The sequence below is a fragment of the Streptomyces sp. NPDC006691 genome (genome assembly GCF_042869955.1).
In the GTDB taxonomy this organism is placed as follows: Bacteria; Actinomycetota; Actinomycetes; order Streptomycetales; family Streptomycetaceae; genus Streptomyces.
In genome coordinates this window covers 112857-127320 of sequence record NZ_JBIAGW010000001.1, presented here as the reverse complement: position 1 = coordinate 127320, position 14464 = coordinate 112857, and the positions used below count along the sequence as shown (strand labels likewise).

General features: G+C 71.9%; 7 protein-coding genes, 1 tRNA gene and 1 pseudogene. All 9 read left to right on the top strand.

What is annotated here, in order from left to right; genetic code table 11:
* Positions 1 to 154: 154 nt before the first annotated feature.
* Positions 155 to 826, top strand: coding sequence for a small secreted protein (locus ACFYNP_RS00575; protein ID WP_388781251.1), 672 nt, complete (start codon positions 155 to 157; stop codon positions 824 to 826).
* Between the two features lie 96 nt (positions 827 to 922).
* Complete coding sequence (locus ACFYNP_RS00570; protein WP_388781249.1) at positions 923 to 2422, top strand: methyltransferase; 1500 nt, start codon at positions 923 to 925, stop codon at positions 2420 to 2422.
* Between the two features lie 500 nt (positions 2423 to 2922).
* Positions 2923 to 3138, top strand: a complete 216-nt coding sequence (locus ACFYNP_RS00565; protein WP_388781246.1) for a hypothetical protein — start codon at positions 2923 to 2925, stop codon at positions 3136 to 3138.
* Positions 3139 to 3326: 188 nt separating this feature from the next.
* Positions 3327 to 6161 carry a type I DNA topoisomerase gene (topA, locus tag ACFYNP_RS00560; protein WP_388781244.1) on the top strand — a complete coding sequence of 945 codons (2835 nt, stop codon included), beginning with the start codon at positions 3327 to 3329 and terminating at the stop codon, positions 6159 to 6161.
* 251 nt (positions 6162 to 6412) lie between these two features.
* Positions 6413 to 9937 (top strand): dTMP kinase, encoded by a 3525-nt coding sequence (gene tmk, locus ACFYNP_RS00555; protein ID WP_388781241.1) that lies wholly within the window; start codon positions 6413 to 6415, stop codon positions 9935 to 9937.
* A 425-nt stretch (positions 9938 to 10362) separates the two neighbouring features.
* On the top strand, positions 10363 to 11568 hold the full coding sequence (locus ACFYNP_RS00550; protein WP_100573869.1) for a DNA polymerase III subunit delta': 1206 nt from the start codon (positions 10363 to 10365) through the stop codon (positions 11566 to 11568).
* 178 nt (positions 11569 to 11746) lie between these two features.
* Entirely contained in the window at positions 11747 to 13306 is a 1560-nt protein-coding gene (locus ACFYNP_RS00545) for an alpha/beta hydrolase (protein WP_388781239.1), read from the top strand.
* 95 nt (positions 13307 to 13401) lie between these two features.
* Positions 13402 to 13475: transfer RNA gene (locus ACFYNP_RS00540), tRNA-Thr, on the top strand.
* A 316-nt stretch (positions 13476 to 13791) separates the two neighbouring features.
* Positions 13792 to 14311: pseudogene (locus ACFYNP_RS00535) on the top strand (mobilization protein); the annotation flags it as partial.
* Positions 14312 to 14464 lie beyond the last annotated feature (153 nt).

The window sequence follows — 14464 nt, the reverse complement described above, 5'->3', positions numbered from 1 at the left end:
AAGGGCGGGCGGGCGGTGGGGTTTGACACACCGTCCGCCCGTTCTGCTTGGTGCAAATGGCTGCAATAGGGGGCACATCACACGGACGGCAAGCGATTGTCGCCCACTTGGCGTGTATGTTCCGGGGCCGAGAGCCTTGGAAGGGACCAAACCGGTGAACAAGAAGCTTGCAGCCGCACTGTCCGGCGGTGCGGTACTGATCCTGACGCTGTCGGGCTGTAGCGACGACTCCAGCAAGAAGGTCGACGACTGGGCGAAGACCTTCTGCAACTCGGCCCAGCCCCAGTTCAAGAAGATCACCGACGCCAACGCCGCGATCCAGGCGCAGACGCGTGACGACAGCAAGCCGGCCGATGTGCAGAAGACCGACTCGAACGCCTTCCAGCAGATTTCGGACGCCTACAAGGCGCTGGGCTCGGCCGTCGACCAGGCCGGCGCCCCGCCGGTCAAGGACGGCGCCACCACCCAGCAGGAGGCCGTCAAGGAGCTGAACGCCTCCTCCGTGGCGTACGCGAATCTGAAGAAGAAGGTCGACGCGCTCAACGCGGGCGACCAGGCGGCGTTCGCCAAGGGCCTGGAGGACATCGCGACCGAGCTCGGCAAGATCAGCTCGACGGGTGACGCCTCGCTGAAGAAGCTGGAGGCCGGCGACGTCGGCAAGGCCATGCAGAAGCAGCCCGGCTGCCAGAAGCAGACGCCGTCCGCCCCCGCCTCGGGCGCGGGTGCTCAGGCCGACAACTCGGCCTCGCCGTCGGCCTCGCCCTCGGGCTCAGCCTCACCGTCGGGTTCCGCGTCGCCCTCCGCGTCGGAAAGCCCCAAGTCGTAGCCCGCAGTCGCCCCTCGCCCGTGGCCCGGCCCCCTCGTGGAGCCGGGCCACGGGCGTGATGGGGTGATTGTCAGAGGCAGCGGCCACAATGGCGGGGTGAGTACGACCCGTCTTCCCGCGCCCGGTCACGCAGCCCGCCTGCGCGACGCCCTGCTAGCCGCCGCCTTCACCGCCGACGGCCTGCTCGATTTGCTTGGCGCGCCCGCGTACGCCGCGCTGGCCCGCGGCGAGACCGTCCCCGCCCTGCGGGCCACCCGAGGACAGGAGCCGCTCGACACGCTCGTGCGGCTCTTCCTGCTCCAGCAGCCCGCCGGGTACGAGAGCGCCCGCGCGGCCCTGCCGCTGGCGGAGGCCATCGAGGGCGGCTGGGTGGTGCGCGCGGGCGACGAGGTGCGCGCCACGGTGGACGTGCGCCCCTACGGCGGCCCCGACGGGCAGGACTGGTTCATCGTGTCCGACCTCGGCTGCGCGGTCGGCGGCGCCGGCGGGGCGAGCGGGCGCGACGAGGCCATGGTGCTCGGCGTCGGGGGCGCCTCCACCACCCTCGCGGGCATCACGGTCCGCCGTCCCGCGGGCTCCGCCCTCGACCTCGGCACCGGCTCCGGCATCCAGGCGCTGCACGCCGCACAGCACGCCACCCGCGTCACCGCCACGGATCTGAACCCGCGAGCCCTCGACTTCACCCGGCTCACCCTCGCCCTGTCGGGCGCGCCGGAGGCCGAGTTGCGCACGGGGACGCTGTACGAGCCGGTCGGCGAGGAGACGTTCGACCTCATCGTGTCCAACCCGCCCTTCGTGATCTCGCCCGGAGCCCGGCTCACCTACCGGGACGGCGGCATGGGCGGGGACGATCTGTGCCGCACGCTCGTTCAGCAGGCGGGGGAGCGGCTCAACCCCGGCGGATACGCCCAGTTCCTGGCCAACTGGCAGCACGTCGAGGGCGAGGAGTGGCAGGACCGGCTGCGCTCCTGGATCCCGCGCGGCTGCGACGCCTGGATCGTCCAGCGCGAGGTCCAGGACATCACCCAGTACGCCGAGTTGTGGCTGCGCGACGCCGGGGACCACCACAGCGACCCGGCGCTCTACGCGGAGCGCTACGAGGCGTGGCTGGACGAGTTCGAGGCACAGAAGACGAAGGCGGTCGGCTTCGGCTGGATCACCCTGCGCCGCACCGACAGCGACCGGCCGTCCATCGTCGCCGAGGAGTGGCCGCACCCGGTCGAGCAGCCGCTGGGCGACGCGGTGCGCGGCCACTTCGAGCGGCAGGACTATCTGCGCCGCCACGACGACGCGGCCCTGCTCGCCGACCGGTTCCGGCTGGCCGACGAGGTGGTGCAGGAGCAGGTGGGCCTGCCGGGCGCCGAGGACCCGGAGCATGTGGTGCTGCGCCAGAACCGCGGCATGCGCCGGGCCACCAAGGTGGACACGGTGGGCGCCGGGTTCGCCGGTGTCTGCGACGGGCAGCTGCCCGCGGGACGGATCCTGGACGCCATCGCCCAGCTGATCGACGAGGACCCGGTGCTGCTGCGGGACCGTACGCCGGAAGCGATCCGCCTCCTGGTGGAGCAGGGCTTCCTGGAGCCCGTGGGGGAGTGAGGGCCGGCCGAACTGCCGCTCGGGGCGCGGAGGTTCGCGCCCGGAGTGGCGCTCGGACCGCCCGGCGCCGATGAGCCGAACCGCCGCGGCCGTGCGGGACGGGCGGCCCGGCGGGGCCCTCGGGCGAGGCTCGTACGGCGGGTGACGTAGGGCCGCCGACGCATGTGGCGGACGCGGCCCGGCGGGTACCGAGGACAGCGGGCCGAGGACAGCGGGCCGAGGACGGCGGGCCGAGGACAGCGGGCCGAGGACGGCGGACCGAGGACCGAGGGACGCGCACGGGCGGGGTCGATCGCCGGGGCCACGCCCGATGGGATGCGGTGTGTGGCGCCGATGTGACGCACGACGCCTGGAAGCACCCTCCGGGTGGGCTCGGCGCGCCCCGCGCCGAGGGGGATCTGGCTGAAATGTGCATGATCGGGTGACCGTTCACCCGGCGTTCTCCGGGATGCGGCCCCGGCTCTGCCCGGGAGTGGGCCGCCCTGGCCAGGATCGCGCCCATGCATGCGATGGGTGGGACCGAGACGGGGCCGGCGGTGTTCGCGGGGGCGGTGTTCGTGCTGTTCGGGGGCGCCTTGCTGCTGTGGACGGCGTCCTGTGTGCGCCGCCGGACACCGGTCGCGTACGGCGCTCCTCCCGTAGCCGCCGCGGTGCTCGCGAGCGTCTCCGGTGCCGCGTTCCTGCTGCTCGGCGTGTGGTGCTTCGCTCACATCTAGCCCGAAAGGGGATGAAACGCTTTTCGGAAGGCTTCGGGACGGTCCGGGCGGCAGGATCGCGGTAAGTCGGGTTACCGTTCGAGTGGCCGCTGCGGGCTTTTGCTGTTTGACACGGGGGCGGGTTGTACCGTCACACTCCGCAGCGTCACGTACTGACACCCGAGTGCCGACCGGAGAGAAGAGCGAAGTTGTCCCCGACCAGCGAGACCGCAAAGGGCGGCCGCCGACTCGTCATCGTCGAGTCTCCTGCCAAGGCGAAGACGATCAAGGGCTATCTCGGCCCCGGTTATGTCGTCGAGGCGAGCGTCGGGCACATCCGCGACCTGCCGAACGGCGCCGCCGAGGTGCCCGAGAAGTACACCGGCGAGGTGCGCCGGCTCGGTGTGGACGTCGAACACGACTTCCAGCCGATCTACGTCGTCAACGCCGACAAGAAGGCCCAGGTCAGGAAGCTCAAAGAGCTCCTCGCCGAGTCAGACGAACTGTTCCTCGCCACCGATGAGGACCGCGAGGGCGAAGCCATCGCGTGGCACCTTCAGGAAGTCCTGAAGCCCAAGGTCCCCGTCCACCGGATGGTCTTCCACGAGATCACCAAGGACGCCATCAGGGACGCCGTCGCCAACCCGCGCGAGCTCAACCAGCGCATGGTCGACGCCCAGGAAACCCGCCGCATCCTCGACCGCCTCTACGGCTACGAGGTCTCGCCGGTCCTGTGGAAGAAGGTCATGCCGAGGCTGTCCGCCGGGCGCGTCCAGTCGGTGGCCACCCGGCTCGTCGTGGAGCGGGAACGCGAGCGCATCGCTTTTCGTTCTGCTGAGTACTGGGACCTGACCGGGACGTTCTCCACCGGCCGGGCGGGCGACGCCTCCGACCCGTCCACGCTGGTGGCACGGCTCAACACGGTCGACGGCCGGCGCATCGCGCAGGGCCGCGACTTCGGCCCCGACGGACAACTCAAGAGCGACGTCCTGCACCTGGACGAGGCGAACGCGCGGGCCCTGGCCGCCGCCCTCGCCGATTCCTCCTTCGCCGTGCGCTCGGTGGAGTCCAAGCCCTACCGCCGCTCGCCGTACGCCCCGTTCCGTACGACGACGCTCCAGCAGGAGGCCTCGCGCAAGCTGGGCTTCGGTGCGAAGGCGACCATGCAGGTCGCCCAGAAGCTGTACGAGAACGGCTTCATCACCTATATGCGTACGGACTCCACGACGCTGTCCGACACGGCCATCACCGCCGCCCGGGCCCAGGTGACGCAGCTGTACGGCGCCGACTACCTGCCGGACAAGCCGCGCACCTACGCCGGAAAGGTCAAGAACGCGCAGGAGGCGCACGAGGCGATCCGTCCTTCGGGTGATCGTTTCCGCACCCCGGCCGAGACCGGTCTGACCGGTGACCAGTTCCGGCTCTACGAGCTGATCTGGAAGCGCACCGTCGCCTCCCAGATGAAGGACGCGGTCGGCAACTCGGTGACCGTGAAGATCGCGGGCCGGGCGAGCGACGGCCGGACGGCCGAGTTCACCGCGTCCGGCAAGACGATCACCTTCCACGGCTTCATGAAGGCGTACGTCGAAGGCGCCGACGACCCCAACGCGGAGCTCGACGACCGCGAGCGCCGGCTGCCGCAGGTGGCCGAGGGCGACGCCCTGTCGTCCGAGGAGATCTCGGTGGACGGCCACGCGACCAAGCCGCCGGCCCGCTACACCGAGGCCTCGCTGGTCAAGGAGCTGGAAGAGCGCGAGATCGGGCGTCCTTCGACGTACGCCTCGATCATCGGCACGATCCTGGACCGCGGCTATGTGTTCAAGAAGGGCACGGCGCTCGTCCCGTCGTTCCTGAGCTTTGCCGTGGTCAACCTCCTGGAGAAGCACTTCGGCCGGCTCGTCGACTACGACTTCACCGCCAAGATGGAGGACGACCTCGACCGCATCGCGCGGGGCGAGGCCCAGGCGGTGCCGTGGCTGAAGCGTTTCTACTTCGGCGAGGGCGACGCGGCGACGGCCGGTGCGGCCTCCTCGGCAGGCAACGGCGACGGCGACCACCTCGGCGGGCTCAAGGAGCTCGTCACCGACCTCGGTGCCATCGACGCCCGCGAGATCTCCTCGTTCCCCGTCGGTGACGGCATTGTGCTCCGCGTCGGCCGCTACGGCCCGTACGTCGAGCGCGGCGAGAAGGATTCCGAGGGCCACCAGCGCGCCGACGTCCCCGAGGACCTGGCGCCCGACGAGCTGACGGTCGAGTACGCGGAGGAACTGCTCGCCAAGCCGAGCGGCGACTTCGAGCTGGGCGCTGACCCGGTGAGCGGGCATCAGATCGTCGCCAAGGACGGGCGTTACGGCCCTTACGTCACCGAGATCCTGCCCGAGGGCACGCCGAAGACCGGCAAGAACGCGGTCAAGCCGCGGACCGCCTCGCTCTTCAAGTCGATGTCCCTGGACACCGTCACGCTCGACGACGCCCTCAAGCTGATGTCGCTGCCGCGCGTGGTCGGTACCGACGCCGAGGGCGTGGAGATCACCGCGCAGAACGGGCGCTACGGGCCGTACCTGAAGAAGGGCACCGACTCGCGCTCCCTGGAGACCGAGGACCAGCTCTTCTCCATCACGCTCGACGAGGCCCTCGCGATCTACGCCCAGCCCAAGCAGCGGGGCCGCGCCGCGGCCAAGCCGCCGCTCAAGGAACTCGGCGTCGACCCGGTCAGCGAGAAGCCGGTCGTGGTGAAGGACGGCCGCTTCGGCCCGTACGTCACCGACGGCGAGACCAACGCGACGCTCAGGACCGCCGACAGCGTCGAGGAGATCACGCCGGAGCGCGGCTACGAGCTGCTCGCCGAGAAGCGCGCCAAGGGCCCGGCCAAGAAGACGGCGAAGAAGGCCCCCGCGAAGAAGGCGACGGCCAAGAAGACCACCGCCAAGAAGGCGCCCGCCAAGAAGACGGCGGCGGCCAAGACCACGGCGGCCAAGACGACGGCGGCCAAGAAGGCCCCGGCGAAGAAGACGGCCGCCAAGAAGACGGCGGCCTCGGAGTAGGACCGAGCGGGACCGACCGAGCGCGGGACCGACCGGGCGCGGGACCGACCGAGCGCGAGACCGACGAAGAGCGGGACCGACGAAGAGCGGGACCGCCCGAGAGCGGGGGCCGGGGCACACGTCCCCGGCCCCCGCTCGACGTCTGTCGAGGGGCCGGCCGCGGTTGAGCCCGCCGGACCCCGAATCGCTTCGTCCGCCCGTATGTTCGGGCACCCCCGCCGGGACCCGCACGCTCCGGATAGGCTGGGCGGATGACGCGAGGAGCCGAGCAACCCCCAAGCTCTGAAGGAGCCGGGGCGACACCCACGGTCGTGAGCCCCATCACCGACGGCCTAGCCGCAGACTCACGCGAGCGCGCCGTACGCGCCTTGCTGCGCATCCCCCCCCTGCGACGATTGTGGAGCGCCCAGCTCGTCGGCGGGATCGGCGACACCCTCGCCGTACTCGTCATGCTGCTCCTGGCGTTGCAGGCCGCCCTGGAACAGGAGTCCTTCGGCGGCGGATACCGGGGCGCCGCCTTCGCGGTCGCCGCGGTGCTCGGCGCCCGGGTGTTCGCGACGGTGCTCTTCGGCGCCGTGCTGCTCGGCCCCGTCTCCGCGCTCACCGCGCCGGGCGGGCCGCTCGACCGGCGCTGGACGATGGTCGGCGCCGACGGCGTACGGGCCGCGCTGCTGATCGTCGCGCCCCTGTGGATCGACTGGACGCCGCGTCACGCGCTGCTCCTTGTTCTTGTCACCGCGTTCGTGGCGGGCGTGGCCGAGCGGTTCTGGACGGTCGCCAAGGAGAGCGCCGCCCCCGCACTGCTGCCCCCGCCGCCCCTGGAGGGCGCCGCCGTCCGGCCGCTGCCCGACCACCTCGACGCGCTGCGCAGGCTCTCGCTGCGGACGGCCTTCGTCGCGATCCCGCTGGGCGCTGCGGCCCTGCTCGTCGCCGCCCTCGTCAGCAATCTGCTCGGGTCCGGCATCGACTGGTTCACGCTCCACCAAGCCGCGCTCGGTTCGTACCTGGCGGCCGGCCTCTTCGCCGCGTCCATCTCGGTGGTCGCGCTGCTCGAACTGCCCGCCACCCAGACGCCGCGCCCCCGCTCCCCGCTGGAGGGGCTGCGCAGGCCCAGCACCGGAAACGGCCCCGACAAGGGCCGCACCGGAGCCGTCCCGCTGCTCGTGCTCGCCGGCGCCTCGGTCGCCGCCGCCATCGCCGCGGCCACCTCGGTCGCCGTGCTGCACGCCATGGACCTGGGCGGCGGCCCGGCCGCGTTCGCACTCCTGGTCCTCGCCCTCACGGGTGGCACGGTGCTCGGCATCCGTACCGCCGCCAAGATCCTTCCGGTGCTCTCCCGGCGTCGGCTGCTCGCCCTGGCGATCGCCGTCACCGGCATCGCCCTGCTCGCCATGGGCCTCGTACCGGACCTCGCGACGGTGCTGTTCATCGCGCTGGTCGCGGGCGTCACCGCCGGTGTCGCGGCCAACACCGGGCACGTACTGATCGACCAGGAGACCGAGGAGTACCGCAGGTCCCGCACCGCCGAACACCTCCAGGCGGTCGTACGGGTCTCGATCGGGCTGGGTGCCATCGTGGCGCCGCTGCTCGCGGCGGCCATCGGCAGCCACCGCGTCGAGTCCGGCTCGTTCGTCTTCGCGCACGGCGGCGCCGGATTCACGCTGATGCTGGTCGGCGCGCTGCTGCTGCCCCTGGCCGCCGTGGTGCTCGCCAAGGCCGACGACCGCCAGGGCGTGCCGCTGCGGCGCGATCTGGCCGACGCGATGCGCGGCGCCGACCCGGTGCAGGCGCCGGCCGCGACCGGTTTCTTCATCGCCCTGGAGGGTGGCGACGGGGCCGGCAAGTCCACCCAGGCCGAGGCACTCGCCGAGTGGATCCGGGCCAAGGGCCACGAGGTCGTGATCACGCGCGAACCCGGCGCCACGCCGGTGGGCAAGCGACTGCGGTCGATCCTGCTCGACGTGTCGTCGGCGGGCCTGTCCAACCGCGCCGAGGCGCTGCTGTACGCGGCCGACCGGGCCGAGCACGTCGACTCGCTGGTCAAGCCCGCCCTGGAGCGCGGCGCGATCGTCATCTCGGACCGCTACATCGACTCGTCCGTGGCCTACCAGGGGGCCGGTCGTGATCTGTCTCCGACCGAAATCGCTCGAATCAACCGGTGGGCAACTGGCGGACTCGTACCGAATCTGACCGTTCTGCTCGACGTTGCGCCCGAAACGGCCCGCGAACGCTTCACTGAGGCGCCGGACCGTCTTGAGTCGGAGCCGCCGGAGTTCCACGGCCGGGTCAGGTCCGGGTTCCTCACCCTGGCCGCCGCCGACCCCTCCCGCTACCTGGTGGTCGACGCCGGCCAGGAACCGGAGGCCGTCACCACGGTCGTGCGCCACCGGCTCGACCGGATGCTGCCGCTCTCCGAGGCCGAGGTACGGGCCCAGGAGGAGGCGCGTCGTAAGGCCGAGGAGGAGGCCCGCAAGCGCGCCGAGGAAGAAGCCGCGCGCAAGGCAGAGGAAGAGCGCCTGGAGCGCGAGCGCCAGGAGCAGCTCGCCAAGCTCCGCGCCGAGGAGGAGGAGCGCAAGCGGCGCGAGCTGGAAGAGGCGCGCCGCCGCGAGGAGGAGCGCCAGGCGGAGGAGGCCCGGCAACGGGCCGAGGAGGCCCGGCGGCTCGCCGAGGAGGAGCGGGTCCGGCGCGAGGCCGAGGAGAAGGCGCGCGCGGCCGAACAGGAACGCCTGCGCAAGCAGGCGGAGGAAGAGGCCAGGCTGCGCGCCGAGGCGGAGGCCCGTCGCCTGGAGAAGCAGCGCAAGGCCGAGGAGGCGCTGCTGCGCGCGGAGGAGGCCCGCCGCCTGGCGGAGGCCGCCGCCGTCGCCGCAGCCGAGGAGGCTGCCGCGAAGCAGCGCAGGGCGGACGCGGCCTCGGCCGCGAACGCGTCGGGGGCCGTGGGCTCCGGGAGCGCTGCCGCAGGCGCAGGCGCAGGCGCCGGCTCCGGTCGCCCGGAGCGCTCCGGTGGCTCCTCCACCGGTGCTGCGGCTGGCAACGGCAACGGCAACGGCAACGGCAACGGCAGCGGCAGCGGCAGCGGCAGCGGCAGCGGCACCGGCAACAGCACCGGCAATGACTCCGTTCGGTCTGATCGCTCGGGTCGCTCGGATCGGTTCGGCCGGGCTGCCGGTTCGACGGAGGTCTCGGAGTCGGAGGTCACCGTCGAGACCCCGGTGATCAACCCCAACGAGGTGACCCAGCAGGTCCCGGTGGCCGAGCCCAACGAGATCACCCAGCCCGTCCCGGTGCCCAAGCCTGACGCGGACCGTTCGGATCGCACGGGTCGCACGGGTCGTGCGGGTCGTGCGGGTCATACGGATCGCCCGGCGGACGCGACGGGTGCGGGCAGGTCGGGTCATGCCTCGGATGCCGAGGAGACGACCGTTCTGCCGGCGGTGCCGCGCGCGGGTCGCGACACCGGTCGGGACGCGGGTCGCGACGCCCGGGCCGCCGACGACACGGCGGTGCTGCCGCCGGTGCGCGGCGACGCCCCCGCCGACCGTGTGCCGCCGGGCCTGTTCCGGGACGAGCGCGCGGCCGGGAACCCGGCCGAGGGAGGCAACGAGCGCACGCGCGAACTGCCCCAGATCGACCCCGACACGGGCCGGGAGCGCCAGCGCAGGCGCTCCGACTGGGCGGAGGAGACCCCGCTCGACGACCTGCCGACGCTGGCCGACGAACTGCTCGGCCCGCGCGACGACGAGGACGACAACCCGCGGGGCGGCCGCCGCAAGCGCTGACCCGGGCGGGACCCCGGGGCTGCCCGTAGCCCCGGCATTCGTGCTGGCACGCAGAGCAAGTTGCGTGCCAGCACGATCGTTTGCGGACCCGGGATTTTCTAGAGTTGCAGTGTCGCGGGGCAGCCCCCGCGGCAGCCGCAGGACAGGTACACGGGGGCAGCCCCCGCGGTGCCGCCGGACGGGCCAGGAGCAGTGCTCCGCAGGCTAGGAGTAGTGCTCCGTAGGCCAGGAGCGAGGCGTCGCAGGACGGGCGCCGATCCCGGCCGGCTGACCGGCGCGGACCGAGGGTACGGACTGGCGCTCGGTCGGGAGCGCATCTGTCACCTCCCGCTCTGACCTGCGGGGTTTTGCCCCCTGGCGTCCGTTGTCAGTGGGGTGGCGCACAATGGGCGCAGCAGCGACCGGAGGGTACGGAGGGGCAGTAGATGGCCGTTTGGGACGACCTGGTGGGCCAGGACCAATTGCAGGAGCAGCTGGGTGCCGCCGCCCGGGATGCCGATGCGCAGGTCACCGCCGAGCGTTCCGGCGAGCCGCGCCCCGAAGCGTCGAAGATGACGCACGCCTGGCTGTTCACCGGCCCGCCCGGTTCGGGCGGTCCCACCGCCGCCCGCGCGTTCGCGGCTGCCCTTCAGTGCGTCAGCCCGGACCGGGCGTTGGGCGGTGAACCGGGCTGCGGCTTCTGCGACGGCTGCCATACGGCACTGATCGGTACGCACGCCGATGTCACGGTCATCACCACCGAGGGCCTCACCATCGGCGTGAAGCAGACCCGCGAGCTGGTGCGCGGCGCCCAGATGTCGCCGTCCGGCGGCCGCTGGCAGGTGATCATCATCGAGGACGCCGACCGGTTCACCGAGCAGGCGGCCAACGCCGTCCTCAAGGCGGTGGAGGAGCCCGCTCCCCGCACGGTGTGGCTGCTGTGCGCGCCCTCCTTGGAGGACGTGCTCCCCACGATCAAGTCCCGCTGCCGTCACCTCACTCTGCGCACTCCGCCCGTCGAGGCGGTCGCCGATGTGCTGATCCGGCGCGACGGCATCGAGCCCGAAGCCGCGTACGCGGCGGCCCGCGCCACCCAGGGCCACATCGGCCGGGCCCGACGCCTGGCCACCGATGCCGCGGCCCGGGCCCGAAGGGCCGCGGTCCTGAAGGTGCCGCTGCGCGTGGACGACGTGGGCGGCTGCCTCAAGGCGGCGCAGGAGCTGGTCGACACCGCGGCGGAGGACGCCAAGCAGCAGGCCGACGAGGTCGACGTCAAGGAGACCGAGGACCTCAAGGCGGCGATGGGCGGCGTCGCGGGAGGCCGGATGCCGCGCGGCACCGCCGGGGTGATGAAGGAGCTGGAGGACAAGCAGAAGCGCCGCAAGACCCGCACCCAGCGCGACAGCCTGGACCTGGCGCTGACCGAGCTGACGGGCTTCTACCGCGATGTCCTCACGCTGCAAATGGGCACCCGGGTGGCCATCGCCAACGAGGACGTACGGGACGCGGTGGACCGGATCGCCCGCGCGTCCGGCCCCGAGCGCACCCTGCGCCGCATCGAGTCGATCCTGGCCTGCCGCGAGGCGCTGGACCGCAATGTGGCCCCGCTCCTGGCGATGGAGTCGATGACGCTCGCCCTGCGAGCGGGCTGAGCCGGCCCAGGGCCTAAGAAAGCCCTGAGCCGGAACAAGGCCTAGTAAGAAAAGGAAGGGGATCGGGTCATGCGGATGTGGGAGGACGCCCGGGCGGGCGAGGTTGACGGGATCACCCGTACGAGCCGCACCGCCGCGCGCCGCGTACATCACGTCACCGGGCGGATACGCTCCGCAGATGGACCCTAGGCGCCTGCTCCGTACCTCAGCCATCGCCGCCGTGACGGCAGGGCTGCTCATCTCCGGCTGCTCGTCGGGCAGTTCGTCCACGTCCGCGAACGCCTCACCGCACAACGCGGGCAAGGCGGGTCCGAGCGACGCCGCCACGGAGCAGGCCCTCGCCCCGTACTACACACAGAAGCTGAGCTGGCGGGCCTGCGGTGTCGGCAAGTTCGAATGCGCCACGATGAAGGCGCCGCTCGACTACGCGAAGCCCGCCGGCCCCTCGATCAACCTGGCGGTCGCCAGGGTGAAGGCGACCGGCCCCGGCAAACGGATCGGCTCGCTCCTGGTCAATCCGGGCGGGCCGGGCGGCTCGGCGGTCGGCTACCTCCAGTCGTACGCCGGTATCGGCTACCCCGCCCCGGTGCGGGCCCGCTACGACATGGTGGCCGTCGACCCGCGCGGAGTGGCCCGCAGCGAGCCCGTCGAATGCCTGACGGGCAAGCAGATGGACGCGTACACGGAGGTCGACCAGACCCCCGACGACCCGGCCGAACAGAACGCCCTGGCCAAGGCGTTCAAGGACTTCGCGAACGGATGCGAGGCCAAGTCCGGCAAGATCCTGCCGCATGTCTCCACGGTCGAGGCGGCCCGTGACATGGACGTCCTGAGAGGGGCGCTCGGCGATCAGAAGCTGCACTACGTCGGCGCCTCGTACGGCACGTTCCTCGGCGCGACATACGCCGAACTGTTCCCGTCCCGCACCGGCCGGCTCGTCCTCGACGGCGCGATGGACCCCTCGCTCTCCTCCCTGGACATGAACCGCGACCAGACGGCGGGCTTCGAGACCGCCTTCAAGTCGTTCGCCGCGGACTGCGTCAAGCAGAAGGACTGCCCGCTGGGCACCCAGTCCGTCTCGGACGCCTCCGACCGGCTGCGGAAGTTCTTCAAGGACACCGACGCCAAGCCGATCCCCACCGGTCAGAGCCGCGCACTCGGCGAGTCCCTCGCCACCACGGGTGTGATCGCCGCGATGTACGACCAGGCCGCCTGGCCCGAGCTGCGCACCGCCCTGACCCGCGCCATGAGCGGCGACGGCGCGGGCCTGCTGGCCCTGGCCGACTCGTACTACGAGCGCGACGCGAGCGGCAAGTACGCGAACCTGATGTTCGCCAACGTCGCCGTGAACTGCCTCGACCTGCCCCCGTCCTTCACCGGCCCCGCCGAGGTGAGCGCGGCCCTGCCCTCCTTCGAACAGGCCTCCCCGGTGTTCGGCGACGGCTTCGCCTGGTCCGGCCTGAACTGCACGTACTGGCCGGTCAAGGCCACTGGCGCCCCCCATCGCATCGAGGCGAAGGGTGCCGCCCCGATCCTGGTGGTCGGCACCACCCGCGACCCCGCCACCCCCTACAAGTGGGCCGAGTCCCTCGCCTCCCAGCTCTCCTCCGGCACCCTCCTCACCTACGAGGGCGACGGCCACACCGCCTACGGCCGCGGCAGCGACTGCATCGACACCGCGATCAACACCTACCTCCTCGACGGCACCCCGCCGCCGAAGGGAAAGCGCTGCTCATAGCCCCGCAGCGGCCCGCCCCGACCCTGGTCGGGACCACTCCAGAAACTGTGTAGACTTGGCGACGCTGCTGCTCGCACCATGGTGCGCAGAGCGGTGCCGCCTTAGCTCAGTTGGCCAGAGCAACGCACTCGTAATGCGTAGGTCTCGGGTTCGAATCCCGAAGGCGGCTCTGTGGAAGCCCCAGGACTCACTCGCCGTGACCTGGGGCTTTTGCTTTTTTCGGGTCCGTTCAGGGCATGGCGAGGCGCACGGCTGGGATGCCGTGAAGGGGCTTGCGTGAGCGATGCGTGAGCGGAGCCTTCCTCTTCGCTTCCGGCGCCGACTGGGCAGGGCCGCGCTTGCCGCGGCGGTGTGCTTGCCCGCGTGGGGAATGACGCTTCCCGATATGGCACCGCCGTCGTCATGTCGGCGATCGGTCGTCCGATACGGTCGCTACGTGGTCATGGAGCCGCGTTCGAGTGCGAAACTGGGCACATGGAATATTGAGGGCCGCCCACGCCCTGCGCAGCGCGGCACGCGACATCGTCCACACCGCCACCGGCCCCGACGGCAGCGCGCTCGCCGCCCTACTCGCAGCCCTCGTCTGGGCCGCCATCGTCGCCCGGCGCTGGCACGAAGCGAAGGACCGCGCCCACCAGGCCGACGCCGCCCGCCTAGCAGTCCAGCACCTCCAGACAGCCGCCGACCGAGCCCTTGCCCCGACGCTCGCCGAACTCGCGGCCCGACCGCCCAGGGATCGATCCCGCCGTGTTCTCGCGAACGACGTCCGGGCGGCCGTCCCCGACCACGCTGAACGGAACCTCGCCGACCCGGCCTGGCTCGCGTTCGCCACCGTCATCGCCGGCGCCGAAGCCCGCGGCCACCAACCCCACCAGCTCCTCAAGGAGCCCGCCGCACAACGCGAGTTGGCCACCGCCCACCAACCCGCCCGTGTCCTGATCACCCGCATCCAGCACACCGGCCGTAACCCCGTGCCCAGCTGCCTCGCCGAAGCCTCCGGCCGAGGCTCGACCAAGGCCTGGAATCCCAACGGGGCACCGCAGGAGGCGCCGCCGATCAGTCCTTCTGCGGCTCCGTTGCAGGGCAACGGTCCTCGGCGGTATCGCTTCGGAGGGCTATGGAGGTTGCGGGTCAGGTGGGGTGCGTCTCATCTGAGGT